Annotated in this window: 19 protein-coding genes; 3 read left to right on the forward strand and 16 right to left on the reverse strand. The window is 51.4% G+C overall.

Annotated elements, in window-relative coordinates; genetic code table 11:
- Positions 1-107: 107 nt before the first annotated feature.
- Complete coding sequence (locus tag ACYUJT_RS09575) at positions 108-1,307, reverse strand: ROK family protein (RefSeq protein ID WP_460321030.1); 1,200 nt, start codon at positions 1,305-1,307, stop codon at positions 108-110.
- A gap of 314 nt (positions 1,308-1,621) precedes the next feature.
- On the opposite strand from ACYUJT_RS09575, the gene ACYUJT_RS09580 reads away from it, so the two are divergent.
- Both ACYUJT_RS09580 and ACYUJT_RS09585 read left to right on the forward strand, forming a co-directional pair.
- Positions 1,622-2,257, forward strand: a complete 636-nt coding sequence (locus ACYUJT_RS09580; RefSeq protein WP_460321032.1) for a chromate transporter — start codon at positions 1,622-1,624, stop codon at positions 2,255-2,257.
- Between the two features lie 25 nt (positions 2,258-2,282).
- Entirely contained in the window at positions 2,283-2,819 is a 537-nt protein-coding gene (locus ACYUJT_RS09585; protein WP_460321034.1) for a chromate transporter, read from the forward strand.
- Positions 2,820-2,842: 23 nt separating this feature from the next.
- Here ACYUJT_RS09585 and ACYUJT_RS09590 read toward each other — a convergent pair whose 3' ends face one another.
- From ACYUJT_RS09590 to ACYUJT_RS09620, 7 genes are all read right to left on the reverse strand, one after another.
- The gene (locus tag ACYUJT_RS09590; protein WP_460321036.1) at positions 2,843-4,099 is read right to left on the reverse strand and encodes an anaerobic sulfatase maturase; all 1,257 of its coding nucleotides are present in this window, start codon (positions 4,097-4,099) and stop codon (positions 2,843-2,845) included.
- Between the two features lie 108 nt (positions 4,100-4,207).
- Complete coding sequence (locus ACYUJT_RS09595; protein ID WP_460321038.1) at positions 4,208-5,686, reverse strand: sulfatase; 1,479 nt, start codon at positions 5,684-5,686, stop codon at positions 4,208-4,210.
- Between the two features lie 15 nt (positions 5,687-5,701).
- Positions 5,702-6,577, reverse strand: coding sequence for a carbohydrate ABC transporter permease (locus tag ACYUJT_RS09600; protein WP_460321041.1), 876 nt, complete (start codon positions 6,575-6,577; stop codon positions 5,702-5,704).
- A gap of 9 nt (positions 6,578-6,586) precedes the next feature.
- Positions 6,587-7,516, reverse strand: coding sequence for a carbohydrate ABC transporter permease (locus tag ACYUJT_RS09605; protein ID WP_460321043.1), 930 nt, complete (start codon positions 7,514-7,516; stop codon positions 6,587-6,589).
- A gap of 96 nt (positions 7,517-7,612) precedes the next feature.
- On the reverse strand, positions 7,613-8,917 hold the full coding sequence (locus tag ACYUJT_RS09610; RefSeq protein ID WP_460321047.1) for an ABC transporter substrate-binding protein: 1,305 nt from the start codon (positions 8,915-8,917) through the stop codon (positions 7,613-7,615).
- A gap of 222 nt (positions 8,918-9,139) precedes the next feature.
- A complete protein-coding gene (locus tag ACYUJT_RS09615; RefSeq protein WP_460321050.1) occupies positions 9,140-10,777 on the reverse strand; it encodes a response regulator in 1,638 nt (545 codons plus the stop codon).
- Positions 10,774-12,576 (reverse strand): cache domain-containing sensor histidine kinase, encoded by a 1,803-nt coding sequence (locus tag ACYUJT_RS09620; protein WP_460321052.1) that lies wholly within the window; start codon positions 12,574-12,576, stop codon positions 10,774-10,776. The genes ACYUJT_RS09615 and ACYUJT_RS09620 overlap by 4 nt, the downstream gene beginning before the upstream one ends.
- Before the next feature lie 267 nt (positions 12,577-12,843).
- Between ACYUJT_RS09620 and ACYUJT_RS09625 the strand changes: the two genes are divergently transcribed.
- The gene (locus tag ACYUJT_RS09625; protein ID WP_460321054.1) at positions 12,844-13,449 is read left to right on the forward strand and encodes a pentapeptide repeat-containing protein; all 606 of its coding nucleotides are present in this window, start codon (positions 12,844-12,846) and stop codon (positions 13,447-13,449) included.
- Between the two features lie 154 nt (positions 13,450-13,603).
- Here the strand turns inward: ACYUJT_RS09625 and ACYUJT_RS09630 are convergent, their stop codons facing one another.
- The 8 genes from ACYUJT_RS09630 to ACYUJT_RS09665 form a co-directional block, all read right to left on the reverse strand.
- Positions 13,604-14,059, reverse strand: coding sequence for a hypothetical protein (locus tag ACYUJT_RS09630; protein ID WP_460321056.1), 456 nt, complete (start codon positions 14,057-14,059; stop codon positions 13,604-13,606).
- Between the two features lie 19 nt (positions 14,060-14,078).
- A complete protein-coding gene (locus ACYUJT_RS09635) occupies positions 14,079-16,349 on the reverse strand; it encodes an EndoU domain-containing protein (RefSeq protein WP_460321606.1) in 2,271 nt (756 codons plus the stop codon).
- Positions 16,350-16,691: 342 nt separating this feature from the next.
- Complete coding sequence (locus ACYUJT_RS09640; RefSeq protein WP_460321058.1) at positions 16,692-17,606, reverse strand: polysaccharide deacetylase family protein; 915 nt, start codon at positions 17,604-17,606, stop codon at positions 16,692-16,694.
- Complete coding sequence (locus tag ACYUJT_RS09645) at positions 17,599-18,912, reverse strand: MFS transporter (protein ID WP_460321060.1); 1,314 nt, start codon at positions 18,910-18,912, stop codon at positions 17,599-17,601. The genes ACYUJT_RS09640 and ACYUJT_RS09645 overlap by 8 nt, the downstream gene beginning before the upstream one ends.
- Positions 18,913-19,083: 171 nt before the next feature.
- Positions 19,084-20,013, reverse strand: a complete 930-nt coding sequence (locus ACYUJT_RS09650; protein ID WP_460321062.1) for an ATP-binding cassette domain-containing protein — start codon at positions 20,011-20,013, stop codon at positions 19,084-19,086.
- Entirely contained in the window at positions 19,965-20,759 is a 795-nt protein-coding gene (gene ssuC / locus ACYUJT_RS09655) for an aliphatic sulfonate ABC transporter permease SsuC (RefSeq protein WP_460321064.1), read from the reverse strand. Before ssuC ends, ACYUJT_RS09650 begins: the two co-directional genes overlap by 49 nt.
- A 15-nt stretch (positions 20,760-20,774) precedes the next feature.
- Positions 20,775-21,920: an FMNH2-dependent alkanesulfonate monooxygenase gene (ssuD, locus tag ACYUJT_RS09660; protein WP_460321608.1), complete on the reverse strand. Its 1,146-nt coding sequence runs from the start codon at positions 21,918-21,920 to the stop codon at positions 20,775-20,777.
- Between the two features lie 30 nt (positions 21,921-21,950).
- Positions 21,951-23,006 carry a sulfonate ABC transporter substrate-binding protein gene (locus ACYUJT_RS09665; protein ID WP_460321066.1) on the reverse strand — a complete coding sequence of 352 codons (1,056 nt, stop codon included), beginning with the start codon at positions 23,004-23,006 and terminating at the stop codon, positions 21,951-21,953.
- Positions 23,007-23,213: the final 207 nt, after the last annotated feature.

A 23,213-nucleotide genomic window follows, 5' to 3' on the forward strand; every position in this document is an offset into this window, starting at 1 on the left:
GCACACGACAGCGCTCAATCGCATGACGGTCACCCAGCACACGACAGCGGTCTAGCACACGCTGGCCGTCGATCGCACGCTAGGAACTCCTTCCCCGGCCATTCCCCTCACAACGATAGTTGCTTGAACATCATGACCGCAGCGCCCGTGGAAACGGCATTTTCCTGGAGGACACCTTTCGAGAAAACAGGCTGATATTCCGGATAATAGTAGATATTCTTCTGTGCGACGGAAATCGCGGTATCATAATAAAGCCCGTGGGCGTTGATGAGCGCTCCCCCCAATATGACCGTTTCCGGGTGGAGAATGTTAATCAAGTTAGCTAGGCCGATCCCCATATAAACAGCGGATTGCGTAAATAGCTCGCGGATAAACGAATCTCCCTCGTTAAGCGCCTCTACCAGCATATCGAAATGAATGCCGTCCGGCTGAAAATTCTCGGCTCCGGCCAGCTGGTTCCTACCCATTTTGCGCTGCTCTCTGACCTGCTTCTCCAAAGCTTGCACCGAAACAAATGCTTCCAGCGCTCCGTAATTCCCCTCATTATGCAATCTCGGCCCATCCGTCTGGATAATCATTTGCCCAATGGAGCCCTCCATATCCATCGCCCCATGGACCAGGGAGCCGCCTGACATCATGGCAGACCGCAGCCCCGACCCGGCGTGAATATACAGCATGTGCTGGACGTTCTCGCCGCGCAAAGCCCAGTGCTCACCGATCAGCGCCGTATTCGCTCCATTCTCCAGGGTGGCCGGAATGCCCGTCTCCTTCTCCAACTGCTCGCAAATCGGGACATGGGCCCAGCCCGCAGCGGAAAAATACCGCGGCTCCAAAATAACCCCGCGATGCCTGTCCAACGGCCCTACGGCTCCTACTCCGATTCCCGCCACCTTATCTTTATCCAAGCCGTTCTCCTGCAGCATGGCATCGATCTTCCCGCTGACATGGCGCACCAGCGTCTCCGGTGTCATCGTTTCATCCATCGTCCAACGGCAATAGGAGAGGGCCTTCATATTCAAATCGAACAAACCCAGCGCAGAATAGAGCCGGGATATTTCCAATCCGAAAATAACTTTATGCGTAGGGTTGACCTGATACAGAATCGGCTTTCTGCCGCCCGTAGACTCTCCGAAGCCTGCCTCCGCCAGCCATCCCTCATTCGTCAGTTCATCAAGCAGTCTCGTCAGACTGCTGCTGGTCAAGCTGAATTCATCCAACAGCTCGGCTTTAGAGACATGATTCTGCCCGGCGATTCGCTCAAACACCGCTCTTTTTACACTTAGGGCTGCTTGGCTTAGTTTATTCATCAAGAGTCGCCTCGTTTTATTCATATTATTCTTATCGGATATCTATTAATCATTATATCTACTTGCTTGTAAATTTTCCAGTTCCAGACTTTTATCCAATTAGACAAAAAGTATTTAATACCCTATAGGATTACTATGAGAAAAATGTCGATTTTTCGGTTATCACTATTATATTACATCGATCACAAACATTTTTTGAATAAATCCGAAAAACTTAATTCCATTTTGATAAAAAGTTGTTATAATTGAATTAGGATACAACGAATTCACCACAAGTATGCTGTGACATCAAGCAATTAGGGAGAGAATGAAGCATGCGAACCGGATTTATAGGTAAGTTGATCATACTGCGGGATTTGTTTTGGACATTTTTTAAAATCGGGCCTTCTACCTTTGGCGGGGGCTATGCGATGATTTCGACGATTGAACATGAAGTAGTGGAGAAGCGACAGTGGATGGATGAACGGGAAATGAGCGATATTTTCTCCATTGCCGGATCGGCTCCCGGTGGGGTCGGCGTCAATTCCTCGGCCTTTATCGGCTACCGGCTGGGCAAAATCCCCGGAGCGGTGGCGGCGGTTCTAGGCATCACGCTGCCTACCTTTCTGATCTTAATCGGCTTAAGCGCCGGGTACGCCCTGCTGCAAAATGAGCCGAAAATGATTTCCGCCTTCAAAGGCATCAACGGCGCGGTCATCGGCTTGATTGCTGTCGCTGCCTACAGAATGAGCAAGACCTCCTTGTTCGACCTTTCGACCAAACTGGTGACCATCGCTTCGCTTCTGCTGCTGCTGTTCACCGGGTTGAACCCGATATTCCTGATCTTGATCGGACTTGTTGCGGGCAACGTCATTATGGGTGTCAAGAAGGCGCTCGGATTGCCGCTTCATACAGACAAAGAATCCCAGGCCACAAGCTCTGGGACGGAATTCATAGAGTATTATATTTAATGACTTTTGATAGGAGGTGAATTGCGTGCTGCTGTGGAAATTGTTTCTTACTTTCATAAAAATTGGCTTTGCGTCTTTTGGAGGCGGCTATGCCGTCATCTCCATGATCCATTATGAAGTGAGCCAGTACGGCTGGATTACTCCGGAACGTTTTCAGCATATTGTTGCTTTGGCAGGCATGTCCCCCGGCTCCATCGCCGTAAATGCCGCCATGCTGATCGGCCTGGACACGGCTGGAATGCCGGGGGCGATTGCCGCTATTGCAGGAATTATTTTGCCATCGTTAATTATTATCGTGCTGGCTGCAAAATTTTTTTACAAGATTCATACCAAGTCCTGGGTACAATATTCCCTCTACGGCTTGCGTCCGATTATTATCGGGCTCATCATCTATGCCGCGATTCACCTCGGCTTCCCCAGCCTGACGAGCAGTCTGCTCAATTGGACGACGCTCGCAACCCTGTTGATCGGAGGCGCAGCTTTCCTGTCTATCGTAAGATACAAAGTCCACCCGCTCATGGTGATCGGCTTGTCTGCCTGTGCAGGGATTGTGTTGTTTTGATATCTACACGGCCTTAGGTCCGGCTATACTGCATTTTCCCCGCAGCAATGCTTATATTTTCTGGTGCTGCCGCAGGCGCAGAGATCATTTCGTCCCGGCAGTTTTCCTTTGAAGTAGAGCTTCAGGTTCCGTTCAAACAGCTGCTGTCTTAATTCAGCTCCAAGCTTCTTCATCCGTTCTTCCGCGTACCCGTAAATCTGCTTGTAGCTCGCACAGAAATAATCAACTTCGGAAGAGCTTAAATCCTCTGTCCATTTTCGGTTACGAGGGCAGCCCCCATGACACAGCCGCTGATATTCGCAAGTTCGGCACATCTCGGGAAGTGTAGGCTTCATGCCGAGAAACTTATCGCGCAAAGGGTGTGACAACAGCTCACCAATGCTATGCGTGGCCGCATTCCCCAGCTTCCAATCCTCGTGAATATAGAAATCGCAAGGATATACGTCCCCGTTCTGCTCGAGTACAAGCATCGTGCTGCATCCGGCACTGAGAATGCATAGCTCCGGGTCCCGGTACAGATAGGAGCTCAGCATATTATCGAAGAAGCGGATGGATGTACGCGGCTTCCCTTCGTTATACCAATAATCAAATGCCTCGCACAGGAAGTTGCCGTACTCTTCAGGCGTGATTTCATAAACACCTGGCATGCCGATCTGCTGGGAGCGGAAAGACATGCAGGGAATGAACTGGATATACGCAAAGCCCTGCTCCTCGTAAAAGCGCATCAGCTCCTGCGCCTTGCCGACATTTCCTTTATGCACAACCGTAAGAATATTGAAATCGACATCATGCTCTCGTAAATATCCAATCCCCTTCATCACGCGATCGAAGCTGCCTGCTCCCCGGGAATCCACTCTTCTGGCGTCATGAATCGGCTGCGGACCGTCCAGACTGACACCAATTAGGAACTGATACGTCTTAAAAAAGGCGGCCCACTTCTCGTTGATCATCGTCCCGTTCGTTTGCAAGGAATTGCTGATCGAGGTGCGCGGGGGCGCATGCTTGACCTGCAGCTCCACCACCTCTTCAAAAAAAGACAGGCCTGCCAGCAATGGTTCGCCGCCCTGCCAAGTAAATGAAGCCCTTCCCTTGCTGATGCTCATATACTCTTGAATGAATTTCTCCAGAACGGAAGAATCTATTCTATTAATTTTAGGACCTGGTTTACCGGCACAAGTACTATAGTAGCAATAGTCGCAGGCGAGATTGCAGTCCTCCGAAACCGTCTTCCACATGACGCCGACATCGCCATAGGCGGCCGCTGCACAAGATTGATTCATCATGTCCTCCTTCACGGGTATCCCGTTTCCGTAGCAGTTATGCTAGGGCCAGTAAATAAAAATAGGCCTGGAAACCGGCCGAATCGCCGATTTCCAAGCGAAATCATATTAATCGTCCACTCTCTTCTCCAGCCCTAACCGGATGTATTGCTCTTCCGGCGCATCGACCCGCTCCATCTCCGTCCGAAGCAAGTCGATCATACGCTCTTCCACCGCCTCATCCTGCAAAAGATGCTGCTGGGCATAATCTTCTTCAAGACTGAATAGCTGCGATTGCATCACCCGCCGATTGCCCGTATAAGGCTTCCCTTCCGCGGTCAGCGGAATTTTGAATAAAGGATAATCCGTACGCTCTAAATAACGGCCGCATTCGATCTCTTTCTCTTGGCCGCCGCCAAGAAACGAACGGAACGTCGTCGGCATCGCCGTGTAAATATTACACGGATGATTATCCACTGACTTAGGAGAGCGCATGTAAGTATGACGGCCATCGGTCACGTTAACCGCCATGCCATGATATCCATAGATCGCCGCTTCGCGCACCTGATCCTCTTGTCCTTCCAGCAGCCCTCGAAGAGAGTAGCCCTTCACATCTTCGGGAACCTGGACGCCCATATAATCAAGAATCGTCGGCATTAAATCGATATTTTGCGATAAAGCATTGACTCGCATGGCCTCTCCCTGACCGCCCGGCGGGCGGATCATCAGCGGAATATGGGCCAATTCATTGTAGACGTGCATCTGGTTCTTTCCGAGCAGCTCATGCTCGCCGAGCAAAAAGCCGTGATCAGTTGTAAAGATGAACAAGGTATCCTCCCATAAATGGAGACGATCCATCGTGTCCAGCAGCTTGCCGAACCAATGATCGATCATCGTCAGGTTGGCGGCATATCTTGCATTTAGATGACGAAGCGCATCCTCGGGAACATCAGCATCCCCATAAATCGGCCAGTCAAATCTCGGTCCGTTATAAGCATCTTTATACTGCTCCAAATAATGCTGCGGGCAATCAAACGGCTCATGAGGGTCAAAGGCCTCAACCCACAGGAAGTAGTTGTCCTCATCCTTGTTGCGCTCCAGCCAATCGCATGCTGCAGACAATGTCCGCGGTCCCGGATAATCTTCCTCTTTCTCAAAGCGGCTGCGATTATGCTCATACTGATCCTCGGTTCGGCCATAATACTTCTCCGGCCTAGGCGGCTCCGCAATGACGGAATGCCAAGGATCCCCCTCCTGTCCCCGGTGAAAATCCCAGGTGGTAAACGCCTGACAGTAATTCTCCCCGCCCCGGGAGAAATAATGATAGTGATCGGTAATGATGTGACTGAATATTCCGGCCTCGCGCAGTACTTCCGGCAAAGTCCGGTCAAACGGCTCGATGCCGCCCCAGCCTTTCTCCAGAAACGATGCCCGTCCCGTCAGCAGATCCCTTCTTGCCGGCATGCAAGGAAGCGATCCGGACCAATGCTGCCCGAATACGACGGATTTCTCTGCGGCACGGTCAATATTCGGCGTACTCGCTTCACCGCCATATGCCGGAAGGCTGCGCCGATTCAGCGTATCCAACAACACCATAATGGTCTTCATGCCAACACCTCCTACTTAAGCTTTTAACCCTGTCGTCACGATACCCTGTACAAAATATTTCTGCGCCGCCAAAAATAGCACTACAAGCGGCAAAACGACAAGAGTAGTCGCCGCCATCAGCAAGTTCCATTCCACGTTCGTCTCTCCACGAAATATCGTTAACCCGAGCTGAACCGTTCTCATTCCTTCGGTATTCGTCATAATCAAAGGCCACATATAATCATTCCAGGCCGAGGTCGTTTTAAAAATAGCCAGCGTCGCCAAAATAGGCTTACTCAGCGGCAAATATATTTGATAAAACACCCGGAACTTGGAGGCCCCGTCAATTTGCGAAGCTTCGTCCAAAGCTCGAGGGAAATTGAGGAAAAACTGCCGGCACAGAAAAATACCGAACGAGCCTGCGATAAACGGCAGAATTAGCCCTGTATAGCTGTTAATGAATCCGATCCCGTCCTGACCAAGCAGATTATTGCCGCCTGCCAGCGGGAACTGCTTCATCATCAGAAAGGTAGGAATCATCGTCGTCTGGGCCGGCACCATGATCCCGATCAGCACCGAGAAGAACAGAAGGTCTCTTCCAGGGAATCTCAGCCGTGCGAAGGAGTATCCCGCCATGGAGTTCAGCACCAGACTAACCACAACCGTAATGATCGTGACGACAAAGGAATTATAGAAATACTTCAGCCAATCGCCCCGCGACAGCGCTTCGGCATAATTGTCAAAATGCCATACCTTCGGAAACAAAGAAAAGGTCGGTGACTGGATCTCCCCCATCGTTTTGAACGAGGTCAGCACCATGATTAAGAAAGGCAGCAGCATCACCAGCGATACCGCCAACAAAACGACGGACATCACTACCAAGCCAACATTTTTGCTTCTCAATTTGCCCACCCCCATCGATTAATCCACATCCAAATCATCCCCCTGATTGCCGTACTTGAAATTAATCAAGGTAATGACCAGCGTGATGAGAAAGAGGACAATGGCCATTGCCGAAGCATACCCCATTTGGAAGTCCTGAAAGCCGCGGAGGTAGATTTGATGCACGACGGTCGTTGTCGAATTTAACGGTCCGCCGGCCGTCATAATATTGACCTGTTCAAATACCATAAACGAGTTAATGCAAGACATGACCAGAATAAAAAATGTAGTTGGCTTCAGCATTGGAATCGTGATCGAGAAAAATTGCCGGATCTTCGATGCCCCGTCCATATGCGCCGCCTCGTACAGGCTGGACGGAATCGACTGCAGGCCCGCCAGGTAAACGATCATCGTATAACCCAGCGATTTCCAGATACTCATAATGACGACGGCCATCATCGCCGTGTTCGGATTGTATAGCCACTGAATCGGATCAATGCCAAACACCTTGATCATCCGATTCAAAATACCGAGGGCCGGGTCATAAATCCACAGCCAGATCATCGAAACGGCCACCATCGAGGTGACGTTAGGAATATAAATGCTGGCCCGGGAGAATACGCGGCCAAAGAGCTTGCCGTTCAACAAAACAGCAAGAATCAAGCCGAGAAACAATTGGGGTACAATCGTAAATAATGCATAGATGAACGTGTTATACATCGCCTTGCCGAACAGTTCATCCTGCAGGAGCCGGGCATAATTCTGCAAACCGACAAACTCCGGCGTACTATAGAAGTTATAATTCGTAAAGCTGTAATATATGCCGACTACCAAGGGAATGAAAATAAATAGAAAATAAATTAAATAGCCGGGCGCGATCATCGCGTAACCTACATAGTCGATGCTCAGCCGCTGCTTGGATCTCATCTTCCCATTCGTCTCCATAGAACGGGATAGCGTTGATTTCATAGGTTTAACCACCTCGCTGAAGTCTGGTTTTCTTCATCCTATACGAAACGCCTGTGCGTCAATGAAGCAAACAGGCGTTTCGTTCCATAAATCTCTCTATTTTCCGATCAAGTTAGGGAGCTCCCGATTCAACTGCTCTACTCCCTGCTTCATCGCTGCCTCAGCCGAAATTTTCCCGTAGAAGGCGCCCTCCAGGTTCTGGCTAATAATCTCGCTCAGCTTCCCGGCATAAGTTACCTTCGCAGCGCCTTTACCGTACGAAACCGCATCGAAGATCGCTTGGTTAATCTCTGGCTTGTCATTGATATAATCCTGCTCCAGCGATTTCAGGACCACCGGAGTTCCCAGCTCCGTATACCGCTTCCACGTCTCTTCCTTGGACATGATGTGCTGGATGAACTCCGCTGCGAGTTCCTTATTCTTGCTCTGCGAGCTCATGAACAGCAAGCGCATGCCCGCAAAGGTTGCCTTCTCTTTCCTTGCGATCGGTCCGGAAACGCCGATTTGTCCGACCAGTTCAGGATTCTCTTTCTGCAGGTTCGTGTAGGCTGCCGGACTGTCATAGGCGATCGCCGCCTTGCCGTTAGGGAACAGGTTCTCATTCGATTTGTCGGAATTGTTAGGAATCGTGATGCCATCTAATACAAGCTCCGCCAAATATTCTGTTGCCTCAATCGCTTCCGGCGAATCAAACAACGGTGTGTTCGTCTGCTCGTCGATGATCTGTCCACCGTTTTGCAAAACAAAGGATTGCCACAGCGTCCATGCCGATGCCGTCGGAATCGCGAATCCAGCCAGTGTCGTGGTATTGCCGTCTTTCTTCGTCAGCTTGCGGGCATAATCCGCCAGTTCCTCCCAGCTTCCTGGCGGCTTCTCTGGATCAAGACCCGCTTCTTTGAACAGATCTTTGCGCCACAGCAGGACGCGTGGATCCGGGATGAAACCCACCCCGTACAGACTGCCGTTATACGTTCCGGTATCCAAAATATTCTCCATCATGTCGCTTCTGCCGTCCCAAGTGGACAGATATCCATCAAGCGGCTCATATTGGCCTAAGCTGGCCCGCTGCGCTACCGAAGCCAGCGTATAGGACAGAACGTCAGGGGACGTGCCGCTGGCATAAGCCGCATTCAGCTTCGTCTCCATATCATTGCCGAATGGCGCTTCGCTCAGCTCGATCTTGACTCCAGGATGACTGGCTTCAAATTCGCTGATCACCCGTTTCCAATACGCATTCTCCTGCGCATCGGTACCTGCTCTCCAGAAGGTAAGCGTCGTCTCTCCGCTGCCGTCCGCCTTCTTCTTGTTCAACTGCTCCGTTCCGCTGCTCCCTCCGCAAGCGCTTAGCACGGAAGCGGCCAGAACGGTCACCAGCACGGTCGCCAGCCATTTCTTCTTCATGTTCAGACCTCCCTGTTTCCTATCTTCTTGTTGTTGCTGATTTCATTATAGAAAAAGGCCTTACTGCCCAGTGACACGTAATTCCGCTTTTTTTCAACAAAAAACGCCTTCTCTATTAATCTAAATAATCCGCTCTAAAAGGAATAGCAAAATATTTCTGCCACATAGCAAATTATTCGGATATAAGCAAAAACACCCCGCAAGGCGAGGTGTTCGAAGTGTTTAGCGAGCCCGGAAGCTGCTATAAGACTCCATGTACTCATAAGGAGAGACTCCGGCATATTTTTTAAACAATTTGATGAAATAGCTAGGATTGGCGTACCCCACCTGTGCCGCGACATCGGAAATTCGCATCTGCTGGTGCTTGAGGATATTCTTCGCCTGTTCCATACGGACCTGCATCACATATTCGTTGAAGTTCAGACCGGTCTCTTTCTTGAATAATTCACTGAAATAAGTCCGGCTGAGATGGACATGCATGGAGACTTCCTTTAGCGTGATTTCCCCGGCATAATTCAAACGAATGTACTCGCACGCCTTTTCCACCGGTTCCGCGTACCGCGGGCGAGACGCCTCCAGCCAGTCCATCAGATCGCGAATTGCTCCGGTTGCCCAAGCTGCAAGCTGATGATAGTTCTCCTGCTGCACGATCTGCCCCGTGACCTCCGCCGACAACGCTTCAAGCCTGTCCACCGGCACCTGCAAACTGCGTGCCCAATTGATTGCCGAGTAGATCAGCTCTAATACAATGGCCTTCATTTGCTTAGGGGATAGAGACTTTTCCTCTCCCGCCTTCGTCAGTACATGGCCGAATTGCTGCAGCGCCTCTTGCGGCTTCCCGTCCCCCAATAAGCGATGAAAGGAATCGACGTGCGGCTTAAGCGGTTGAGTCCGGTGATCGGGGTGAAGGCTCAAGTTGTCCGAATCCTGGAAATATGCGACACTTCTGTCGCCGTAGAATCTTTTTCGATCGAGTGCTTCCAGCGCCTCGCGCGCCTGCTCGGGAAGATAGGAGAGGCTGCTGTAGGTCATGCTGATGCCAATCGCCGACTCGACGCCAAGGAAGCGCCTTGCATTCTCCGCCACCCGGCTCGCCGTCAGCAGGAGCAGCTCACGCTGCGACTTCATGCCTGATGCGGAAGCGTTCACGAGCAGCATGTAGACCTCATTCATGTATAGAAAAGAACATCCTCCGCCCGTCTCGGTTAACAGCGTTTCGTTGATAATATTAATTATCGCTTGCTGAAGCAAATCGGGATCACTGATTCGCTGATTCTTCTCCGGTTCGGGAATGATGCCGAAAGCCATCAAGGCAAGATTCTTCTCCTTCAGCCCTATGCCGAAGTAAGACATCTTTGACACAAATTGTTGCGCGGCTTGCCCACTGCCCTGAAGCAGTTCACGAAAATAAGCCGTCCGCAGCACCTGTTCGTTCTGATTCAACACATGGCGCAGAGAATTGAGTTCAACCGCTTTACTACGCTCCAATTCAATATCCCTTTTGATTTTCTTCAAAATCTCCTCAAGTCCGGGCAAGGTAACCTCGGCTTTGAGAATATATTCGTTAGCTCCCAGCTTTAGCGCTTCGGCTGCAAAATGAAATTCGCTATAGGAGCTGAAAATAACCGATCGCACGGTTGGCCGCTCCTCTTTCAGCCGTTTGATCAGCTCCAGCCCATCCATCCCCGGCATCTTTACATCCGTAACGACGAGATCTACCGGGTGCTGATGGCAAAATTCCAGAGCTTCTTCGCCGCTGGCGGCCTCCCCAATGATCCGGCAGTCCCCGCCCAGCTTGTCCACCGTCATCCGAAACCACTCGCGGATAATCCGTTCGTCATCGACAATGAGAATATTCATAGCTGCTGTATGTCCTCCCGTTTGTAAAATGCCGGAATGCGCAGCGTGACCTTCGTCCCGTCATTCACCGCGGATTCCAGGGTCACCCCGTATTGCCGTCCGAAATGGAGCTGAATGCGCTCATGCACATTAAATAATCCTCCGCCATGTGACAGGGCTGTATGACCGAAGGACTGCTCCTTTGGAAATGGCTGCAAAGCGCTTTGATCCATCCCGACGCCGTCGTCTATCACCTCAAAGATGATGTCCCTGTCCTGAAGATATCCTTTGATCACGATCGTCCCTTTGCCTCTTTTCGGCTCGATACCATGAAAAATCGCATTCTCCACCAGTGGCTGCAAAATTAATTTAATCGTCCGGTAAGCCAGAATATTGTCCTCGACCTCATATCGCACCTCTAGCATATCACCCTGGCGGATTTGCTGAATATAGATATAGTTCTTCAGAATATCCAGCTCCTCTTCGACAGGAATCCATTCATCCTCCTTGGAGATGGACTGCTTCAGCAGCCGAACGAGAGCCACGATAACGGAATCGACCGTCTCCTGCTCGTGCTTGTACAGCATAAACCGAATCGAGGCCAGCGTGTTGTACAGGAAATGCGGATTGATCTGGGATTGCAGCGTCTGAATTTCAGCTTGCCGCTTATTTTGCTGCTCGCGCTTCACATCCTCCATCGAGGCTTTGAGCTTCTCCACCATCTGGTTGAACTTCTGCGTTAGCAGACCGATTTCATCTTCGCTGTACACGGGCGACCGGACTGTCAGATCCCCATCCTCGACGCGGCCGAAATCCTTAGACAAGCGTTTGATCGGAATCGCCAGGCGGCGGGCCATGAAATAAGAAGCGGCAAAAGAGAGCAGGACAACGATGGCAAAAACAATGATCACTACCGTCTGAATTTTGTTTATGTTAGCAAGCACCGTCCGGGTCGGCGTATAGGAGACCAGCTTCCAGCCGGTTTTACCGATGGTCTGGAACGCGATCAGCTGATCCGTCCCCATTTCGTGGTCCACGAAAAAACCGGATTCATATTGATCGATTTTCTCATAATATCCGCGCGTCTTGAGATCTTCGCTCGCAAAATCCAGGTTATTCGAGGAAATGACTTTGCCATCATTCACAATGATGATCTCCTGATTCTCGTCCAGTGAACCGGCGTATAAATTTTTCAAGGTGGATTCATCGATGCGAATAATGACCAGTCCGATAGGAGCCCAGCTCTCGAACCGATTGCTCGACCGCACCGCGTAGACCGAACGATCGTCATGTCCCTTTGTCACCAGACCCGGGATCGGCTCTGTGATCCATAGAATTTGCCCCTTGGCCTCCGTCGCCGCGTGGTACCAATCCTGCTGCTCCATGATTTGCATACTCGGCTTGGTATCCAGCGGATTCGTCGATAGCGTAAGGCCATTCAACCCTAGTAAGGTAATGTCGGGTTTCAAATTGGCGAAGGAATAAATCGAGCTCGTCAGCAGCCGGTCAAACTCGGAGCGGATTTCAACCTCTTCATAGCTGTTCGGGGAAATTTGCGCTGTGAAGCCATAATTGACCTCTCTATTCAAGTAAAAAGTGTTGGAAAGCGAGATGACGTCGTCCAGCAGCATATCCGCTTTTTCGGAAATCTGCCCTAATATTCTTAAATTCAATTGGCTGACCTGCGACTCGATCGATTGCTTGGAAACCTGAAACGAGATAATCCCGAATAGCCCCAGTGGAATAATAATCAGACACAGGGTCGAGAGCAGAAACTTATTCTGTACACTGCTGTTGCGAATAAACCATTTCCGGAACATTCCCGCTCACATCCTCATGCTTAGAAACCTCCCGCTTCGCGGTAGGCCAAATTATTTTATCTATTATAGCTAGGATTGAATTCGTCTGTCCATGGTGATTCCGCTTTCATTTGTTGGTTTGGATCGGCATGGATTACAAAAAATTAAATGCTTGACTTTTGACTGAGGTTAAGCGGGTACTTGACAGCCGTGTGCTATATTAAGGTTTAATGAGGCGATTGTCGCTTCATATATTGCGGGGATAATAACCATGCATGGGAGGATCTAATGTTTCAGCACATCAATCAAAATTTTACAGAAATAGACTTTGGCACTCAAGATTTAAGGTATGGCGAACTAATAAGTTGTACATTTAGCCATTGCTCGTTTTCCAACGTATCCCTAGAGGAGATTACGTCCAACAACTGTCGTTTCATAGAGTGTGATTTTCGCGGAGCGTTGTTAAACGGTTCCATTCATAAAGAATCTGCGTTTGAGAATTGTAATTTTAGCGGAGCAAATCTTTTTGTCTCGAAATTTGAAAATTGCAAAATGACGGGTTCGGATTTTTCCAGCACAAATATGGACGGGATCACCATTTTTCAAGGCGATTGGTCATATACCAATTTGAGATATGCTAGATTAGTTAAACAGAGTTTACGTGGGATTAAATTTTATGAAGCGGACCTGTCAGGAGCCAATTTAGAAAATGCCGATTTAAGGGATTGCGAGCTGACTATGGCGTTACTGGCAAAAGCGAAGCTGCAAGGGACAGATATAAGAGGAGCGAACATGGAAGGCGTGGATTTCACGACATTCACCATTACAGGCATGCGAATGGATAAAGAGCAGTCTGTGCTATTTGCGCGTTCTCATGGAGCCAAGATAGGTTAAATGAAAAAGCTCTTTCCTACTTCATAGTTCAAGTGGGGAAGAGCTTTTGATAGTTTATCAAGTATTTGAATCCATTTGTTGCTAGGTCGAACGCCTGTCAGTTGACAATCCAAATAAAGTTTAATCTATATAACTTTCAGCGATTTGAATATGTCTATTCAAGTCTAAATCTGGATATCTCATTGCATTTTTCATTGATCCAGTTAATTGCTATTTCTGTTTCTTCTCCTGTTAGAACACCGCACTGACTTTTGTACTGAAAGTTCTCCCTTGCCCAGACTAATATTATCTTTACAAATTCTACCGTTTCAATTTTGCATATACCGTCCTCCTCACCCTCTTCAGCAAAAATATCTTCAATAGTTGTAAAATGCTTGTCAGCGTTTATTAAATTTACATTTCCTCCACCTTCATATGAAGTTATTTTTCCTTTTAGCAATTCGAGCAGTTTACCCACTTCTTCTTTAATAATAGCGAAATCCCCAAAAATATCCGAACCCAAAGAATTATTGATCAGATAACCATTCTTCAATGACTTGTCCACACCAAAATCCAAAATGACTTCAGTATATTCCTCACTATATTCAGTTGTATAAAAATACTTAATCATGTTATTAACTCCACTCTCCTTAATACAACGGATATGCCGATGTAATTTTCCCATTTTTTATAATAAACTCAATCTTCATTCCTGTACTAGCAGTTCCTCTATATCTATTATTCTTGTGAACAACCTTGTTGTTGAAGGCAATATTTATTTCGTCAATAACTTGTTGCGGTGTCCAATCCTTAGGAAAAAAAGTAGACCTTGCACCTTTTGGTATTCCATCTACCTCTATATTTGCTCTGTACACACCAAACTCATTAGGAGGGTCGATATTTCCAATAACCTTTCCCTTACTGCTTGGCATACCTTCATAATGAAATCCAACTGCTTGTCCTTTAATAATTTCACCCTCGAAAATATGATCCACCGCATTACTAGTCGTTCCTTTTTTAAAGTTATCTGTATTGTTTAAATCCTCTAGTTTCCAACTATTATTACTCTTCCCCTCAACAGAATCCAACTTCCCGCCGCCCGATCCCGAATCAGGCTTAGATTGGGAAAATTGCGGCTCTGTCTTCGGCATGTCCAAATCCCGAACAGGGACTGTAAGGCCATCGGGTGTTGTCAAAGAGGCTTGCGGCCGCGTTTGCGCCGCTTCCTTCACATTCTTCACGAGCTCCTTCACGGTCTTGCCGGAGAATTTGGCTCCCGCTCTGGCGGCGCCTTCTACTACCGTGATCGCGAAGAAGGCCTTCGTTACGGCTCGTCCGTATTTTACGCTCTCCTCATAGGTCGCTTTTCCGGAAAGAACCTTAGGCTGCAGCTCGATGATATTCTGGAAAGGAACAACGAATTCCTCTGCCACTGCGTCGCCGAGCAATTTCCTCATATCGTCAATCGTCAGTTCGCCGTTCGCAATCGCTTCACCTATAGCGTAATATCCGGGCACCGTATCTGTCCAGAATCCCAGGTTTGCCGGATTGGAATTGATGGCGAATTCAGCTAAGTCCTTTACGTCTTCAAACAATTGACTGACAATGCCATCCCCTACGCCTACGATCGTTACGGCAGCCGTCAATCCGCCGGTTTTCAGGTTCGGATTGTTGCGCATGCCCGAGCCTCTTTCCGAACGGGCCAAATCCAGCAGCTCCTTCGTGATCTTCCCATCTACCTCGAACATCTCCCATCCGAACCACTCGCGCCTAACCGCCGCCATGGCGCTTACCGTGTTCGCGATATGCTGGTAGCCGGCTACGGCGATCAGGAATTCCTGATTATATTCGCCCGTAATCTCTCCTTGGTAGATGTTCATGTCCTTCAAATATTGCTGCATGTTGCGGATATCCTCCGCTGGAATCGCCTGGTTGTACTCATCCAGCAGCGCCTGCATTTCCCTGCGCCGCTCTGCTGCTTGATGAACCGCCGCCGCAATAGTGTCATAGTTGAGTCTCGCCCACTCCCGGTAGAAGGGATTGATCATACCAGCCGCGATAATCAAGCGCAGCTCGCTCTCTTTCGGCATCGCGGATAGATTCTGCTTCAGTGGATTATATTCACAGGCATCTAGCGGAGAGCCTTTATAGAACACGGCCAAACTGACCCCAGATTTATACCATTCCTCAGCGACGCCGAGCTTCGCCAGCCGCTCTCTTTGCTGCTGAGCGGACCGATGCGCGTATCCCATGTACAGTTCATTATTGTAAATGGCATATATTTTATAGGCCGCTTGGTTGCGGGCAATTTCCTTGAAGCTTGAGGCGATCGCCTCGAGCTCCTCACGCGCCCACGCCTGATCCTTCGCTGTCCCGGTGTCTAAAATTTGTAGAAGTGAGGCGATTCGCTCATCCTCCTTCACCAGGTCTAGACGCTGTACCAAAGAGGCGTCCTGAAGCTCCAGCAAGTTTCCCTTGATCCATTGCACCAGCGATGGCCGCGACTCCGCAGACGAAACCGCGCCTGGATCAGCGACATTCTGCCTCCCCTTTTCCAAAAATCGCTGAAACCAGCTCTGGATCGTCCCCTTGAGCGTAAACGTCGTCGATTTCTTCACGACGGTCGCCCTTGCTGAATCCTTCTCTGCCTTTATGTATTCATTCTCCGCATAACGTAAGGCCTGAACCTTCTTCCTCATCTGCTCGTCAATCCGCTCGGCCAGCTTGCCGATTTCCCGCAACAAGCCGCTGGCTTCGCGTGCCGCAGATCGCACGTAATGCTCGGACGGATCGGAATAGGCCGCCTCCACATCGCTTATGAGCCGGGTTAGTTCCCTGGACATTCCCGTGATTCCATTCTCCATCGTGCGCTCCAAACGCTCCAGGTCGCGTGCCAAGCCCCCGACTCGGCCAGGATCCACTTTATTCAAGCTTGTCCAACCTCATTTCAGGAAAATATTAGTGTCTGATATTTTACCAAAATGCCTACTTTTAAGGAATAAACCGGTATACCTATAAGGGACAGGATGGCAATAGGCTAATGAAATCTATATAAATCACTAATATGAAATAAATGGTAGAGGGGAGCCACGAAAGGTGTCTTTAATCATAATCTGCCTATGAATTTCCTAAAAGCCCCCTATGAACATTTCCAACTTTAGGCCTTAAGAATTAGGCGATTCTTCCAACCACAGACATGCCAAAGCCATGTTCAAGCCTCAGCAAAATTCCACCCCATGATCAACAGCAAGCCAGAATCAGCATCATTTCCTCGCAAGCTCCCGCACAAGCTTGATCCCTGACCTGATCCAGGGACGCCGCAGCTTCTTCCGTACGTAGCGATAGTCCACCATTTCCACTCGGGCATCCTGCATCGCGTAGGCAAAATCATCGTCAAGCAGCAAGCGAAACTCCCATACCCGCTTCTGCCAATCGGGAATATACGCCATCATCCACGCATCCTCTCTCCCCGGGTGAAAATACATCTCGCTTACCCCGGATGGAAGCCTGTAGAGCTTGTCAATAATCGATCGCTTGAAGCTGTCGTACGTCTCCCCGGATTGCAAGCCAAAGGGATGCGACAACAGATAATCCGGAATCGGCACTCCCAGCGCATCCGCCAGCGCGGAAGCACGTGCGACCGGACGCTCAATGCCGGACAACGAACTTAGCAGCGGGTCATCAGGAACAATGCAGCGAAAGAACCGCGCCGGCACTTTCCAACGCGATGCCTTCCAGAACAGGAGCGGCAGCATACTGCGTCCCGTTGCTATGCCGTATAGGCTGCCCATATGGTTATCGACATGGCTGATCGTGATCCCCGCCTTCTTGACCCGTTCGTACTGAGCATCGAGCTCTTTGGCCACCGCTCTGGTTCGCGCCTTTTGCTCAAACTCCCTTACGGTCTTATACAAATGGCCGCTCTCATCCTGGAGCGAGATATCGCCGGTTAAGCTTCCCCAGCGCAGCGCCTCGAATTCGCTCGTCAATGTTAAATGAAGCCCGACATTGGGCTGCCTCCGGCGCGCGCTCCATGCTGCGGCTTCTTCAAAGCCGGGAGCCACGGCCATCATCGTCGCCGATGACACCTTGCCTTCCTCCAACAGGTGCATGATCGCCTGATTCATAGCCGGGCTTTGCCCAAAATCGTCGCAGTTAATGATCAATTTTCTACTCATGACTGCCGCGCTCCCCCTCCGTGCGATTTTCCCGAAAATCGAATTTCACCGTATAAGATATGATAATGGAAATCATCAGCAGACATAGCGGTACGACGCTGATTAAGCATTGAAACGCCAGCGCCGGTTCAGGCCCCGGACGCTCTCCGCTCTCATAACCGAAAATGAGCCCGACCACGAAAAAAGCCAACGCCGAAATCAGCCCGCTCGAACGCGTTATGAACCCACTCACCGCGGTATATATGCCTTCTCTCCTTAAGCCGGTTTTGACGGCATCCTCATCAATAATTCGGCCTCCGACCAGTGCCGGGGTCACCAGGAAGCCGGCCAGCCCGAAGCCAAACACGATGCCGGCCAGCATGCCGCTGATCAAGTTATGGCCAAACCAGAGAGGGATGACGGATATGCCGTATGCAATCAGCGATAACCGCCAAGCCTTGACACCGTCCATGCTGCGAATGATCCAGTACCATAAGAACACCATCGGAATGACCGATACGAACACGGAGGCCAGCAGAATAGATACGGATGCCTCTGGAATCCGCAGGACGTATTTAGCATAGAAAGGAATGATCGAACTGACCAGCCCATTCACCGTTTGGGCAAATGAATTGGCTATATTGAACACCCAGAACTTCGTATTCCGCAGCGTTTCCCGAAAAGCGGCCATCAGCCGCAGCGGCTCCCCTTCGCCCGCTTCCTCTCTTTCCCGCACACCTAGCATACAGAGGAACATAAATACAGCGAATACACCGGCATACAGGATAGCCATATCGGAAAAGCCCCTCGCCGTGAAAATAACAGGCGTTAATGCCGTGCCGACAAGCAGCGCCGCAACCTGGTAACCCTGCTGGATCGCAGAGGCTTTGGCACGAAGGCGGTCTCCGCGAAACAGCTCCGGGAACAGGGCCCCGTAGTTCACCCACAGCACCGTAGCTACGGCCTCGAAGAGAACAAGCATAGTAAGAAACCAGATGAACAGCCCTTGCTCCGTTAGTCCACTTGGAGGGGAGAACACCAGTACAAAGCACAGCATGAAAAAAGGCATCGCCCCGAACACCCATGGCCTGCGGCGGCCGTAACGGGTATGCGTCCGGTCCGACCAATACCCGAATAGCGGATTGTTCACGGCATCCCAGATGAGAAAAATCGTCCGCGCCAAAGTAGCCAGCCAAATGCCCAGCCCCAGCTTCTCCACATAGAAATAGCTGTAAAACGAGCTGAAGGCCTGACTCGGCACCATCATCGCGAACATCCCCAGCGCATACGTGTACGGCGAGTTGATCCATTTTCCTTTGTCGCGCATGTCCCCCACACTCCCGCAGAGCAAATCGCCCCGTGATTGTATCTTTAGAAATCAATCAAGCGATCCTGGACAGGATCGCTTGATTGATGAATGATTCCGTATGGAGCATGCTTCATTTCTATGCGTGCTAGTTTATTTTTAGAACCGGACAAGCCGGGAATGAAATTTGCATCAAATATCGTATAAAGGAACTTGAGAGTTGTGCAGTTCCCGATCATCCCGGGCCAATACCCGGTCGAGAATGATCTGTTCAAAATGAGCAAAGCCCGCATCCCGATTGCGCGGTCGAGCCAGCGTAATTTGCAGATCCAGCGCAATCTGCCCCTGCTCAATTAGTATGACCCGGTCCGCCAGAGCCACCGCCTCGCTCACGTCATGCGTAACCATGACGGCCGTGAAACCCCGCCGCTTCCATAAATGCTCGATCAGGCGCTGCATCTCGATCCGGGTCAACGCGTCCAGTGCGCCGAGCGGCTCATCGAACAACAGCAGGCGCGGTTTCCCCACCAAGGCCCGGGCCAGAGCAACCCGCTGCCGCTGGCCACCGGACAGGACGGATGGCCACTCCCCCGCACGGTCTGCCAGCCCGACTAGTTCAAGGGCTTCATAGGCTCTCCTCCGTGGATCGTCCGAACCCGAGCCGGTCAGGCCCAGCTTCACGTTGTCCAGCACGGTATTCCACGGCAGCAGGCGCGAATCCTGGAACATAAACCTCGTAGCGGGGTGAATACCCTGAACCTCCTGCCCCTGTAGCTTCAACGAGCCGCCGCTCGCCTGGTCGAGCCCCGATAGAAGGCGAAGCAGCGTGCTTTTGCCGCAGCCGCTCTGGCCGACGATGGCGACGAAGCTGCCGGGCTGCACCGAGAGTTGAATGTTCCGCAGCACCTGCTTGCTGCCGAATTGCTTGGACACCGCATCCAGCTCGATCGATACGCCGCTAGTCGACGCGCTATCCTGCTGTGCAATACTCTCTCGCCTCTCGTTCACTTCGGCCTGCCGGGAGAGCTCCCCCTGCGGCGCGTCGAGATATGGCTCCCGGCCCGCGTCCTTTCTTAAACGCTCTTGAATGGCGAGCCTTCTTTGGCGAAGTGCGGATGCCATCTCAGCCACCTCCTTTCAAACCCTTTAGCCATCAGATCCGATAATTTGCCAAGCAGCGCATACAGCAAAATGCTGAGCACCACAACGTCCATCTGGAAGAACTCCCGCGCGTTCATCGCCATATATCCGATGCCGGAATTGGCCGCGATCGTCTCAGCCACGATCAGCGTCAGCCACATGATGCCGAGAGCGAAGCGGAAGCCCACCAGAATCGACGGCAGCGCGCCTGGCAGAATAACCCGCCGGTACAGCTCCCAATGGCGCAGCCCATACACCTGCCCCATTTCGATCAGGCTTGGATCGACTGAGCGGATGCCATGCAGCGTATTAATGTAGATCGGGAAGAACACGCCCAGCGCGACGAGAAAAACTCTGCCCTCTTCCCCGATGCCGAACCAGGCGATCACGAGCGGAATCATCGCTAAATGCGGAACGTTCCGGATCATCTGGATCGTGGAATCCGTCAGCTTCTCTGCCAGCGGGATAACTCCGTTCAACAATCCCAATATGAAACCCAGCAAGCCGCCGATGATAAAACCGATCAGCGCTCTCCATGTACTGATGCCGATCGCCGCCGCCAATTCCCCGTTCGTCGTGAGCTTCCAGCCGGCCTGGAACACCTCAACCGGCGACGGCAGCGTGCGTTCGGGCATAAGACCCGTGCTGCCGAGCACCTGCCAGACGATCAGAATGAGCAGAGGGATATACCAAGGCAGGGCCTGCAAATGCCATTTCTTCTTTCCCATTCCTAACGACTCCTTTTAGTGCGCGGATGCCTTCGGCGTTGGCCGCACATTGTTTGCTATAAGCTCACCGAACGGGCTGATGGAGGACGGTCCTGCCGCCTCGCTTCTTTGCTGCAGCGGCAGCAGCGGGAACAGCAGCTCCGCCACACGGTAGGCCTCCTCCAAGTGCGGATATCCCGAGAAAATAAATGTCTCGATCCCGAGATCCGCATATTCCTGCATCCGCTCAGCGACGATTTCCGGGCTGCCGACTAGTGCCGTGCCTGCGCCGCCGCGAACGAGGCCGATCCCTGACCATAGATTCGGGCTGATCTCCAACTGCTCCTTGCTGCCGCCATGCAGCGTGGACATCCGCTTCTGTCCGACCGAGTCGAAGCGGGCAAAAATTTTCTGCGCCGCCGCGATCGTCTCCTCATCCAAATGCTTGATGAGATCATGGGCCGCAGCCCAGGCCTCGTCCTCCGTCTCGCGAACGATGACATGAAGGCGGATGCCGAACCGGATCGTGCGCCCCCGGGCTTCGGCCAGCCTGCGCATCTCGGCGATCTTCTTCGCGACTTCGGCTGGCGGTTCGCCCCAGGTCAAGTAGACGTCGACATGATCCGCGGCAACCTGCTGCGCCGCCTCCGACGAGCCGCCGAACCAGAGCGGCGGATAAGGCTGCTGAATGCCAGGATACAGAATATGCCCGCCCTCGACCCGCAGATGCTTCCCTTCATAATCAACAGTCTCTCCGGAAAGTTCCCGGCGCCAAATATCGAGAAATTCACTCGTCAGCTCATAGCGGGCGGAGTGATCCAGGAACAAGCCGTCCCCGGCCAGCTCTACGGGATCACCCCCGGCCACGACGTTCAACAGCAGCCTGCCGTTCGAAATACGATCCAATGTCGCGGCCATCCGTGCCGCGAGCGTCGGCGAAGTCAGCCCCGGGCGAAGCGCGACGAGGAACTTCAGCCGCTGCGTAACAGGCACTAGCGAAGAAGCGACTACCCACGGATCCTCGCAGGAGCTGCCTGTCGGGATCAATACGCCCTCATATCCGAGCCGGTCGGCCGCGACGGCAATCTGCTGCATATAATGAAGATCCACCGCACGCGCGCCTTGGCTGGTACCTAAATAACGCCCATCCCCATGGGTCGGTATGAACCAAAATACTTTCATCATTCTTCCCCTCCTAGTCCGTTCACTTGTTTATTTTAAAATCGCATCATGGATATCCAGCTTGGCCGGGATCAGCCCTAGCTCATAAAAAGTATCGGCAATCGACTGCTGGGCCTGGACCAACTCCTCGTCGATCCGCTGAATACCGTAGGCTCTACGGCCCGCGGCCAGCTCAAGCGATGCAACGTCAATGCCAAGCTGGGGTGATAGCTTCTCCGCGAGCTCCCGCGGATGGTCTTTGGACCAGGCGTCGATCTTATCTGCCTCTTCCAGCAAAATCTCTACAAGATCCGGATACTTCTCGGCAAATTCGCGGGTGGCCAGATAGAATTCATGATTGGAGACGACGCTCTCCCCGTTGGCAATGACCCTGCCCCCCGTGGCGGTCTCCGCAGCGGCGAGGAACGGATCCCAAATCACCCAAGCATCTACGCTCCCCTTCTCGAATGCGGCGCGCGCATCAGCGGGTGGCAGGTATTTTACATCGACATCCTTATAGGCCACGCCGTTCTTCTCCAACTGCTCCACTAGCAGATAATGAACATTGGAGCCCTTATTCAGCACAACAGTCTTCCCTTTCAGCTCGGCGACGGATTGAAGCGGCGAATCCTTCGGCACGATGATTCCCTCGCTGCGGGGACTGGCCGGTTCATGCGCCAGATAGACCAGCTTGGCGCCGGCAGCCTGGGCAAAGATCGGCGGCGCTTCTCCCGTATGCCCAACATCGATACTCCCCACATTCAATGCCTCGAGCAATTGCGGTCCTCCCGGGAACTCTGTCCATTCAATCTTAATGTTGCGATCTTCCTCCAGCCGGCGATCCAGTGCTCCGTCCGCCTTCAGAATATTGATCGTCCCGTATTTCTGATATCCGATGCGGATCGTAATATCCCTCGTCTCGGACGGCGCATCCGCCGCCGCTGCATCTGATGATGCCGTGGCTGGCACTTCCCCCGAAGCCGACTGGCCCCCTGCCTGGCCGCCGCTGCCGTTTGCGCTGCAAGCGGACAATGCCACCGCCAGCAGCAAGGCCGAAGCCGCCGCGATAACTCCCTGTGCTGCCCGTTTAGACTTTCTCTTTTCCATATAAAACTCTCCCCCTTCTCTTCCTCTCCCAGATCCTCAAAAAATCCCTAAAAAAACACAAAGGTCCCCCTGATCGAAAGGCATAATACATGCCTCTATTCGATAAGAGAGACCCTCCGGCGGTCCGGTAAAGTCGATTTAATTCTGTTAATTCACATCAATTAACTTGGATTATTTTGTATGATATCATCAGGGCATAATGGTGTC

The sequence above is a fragment of the Paenibacillus sp. YSY-4.3 genome, from assembly GCF_054767475.1.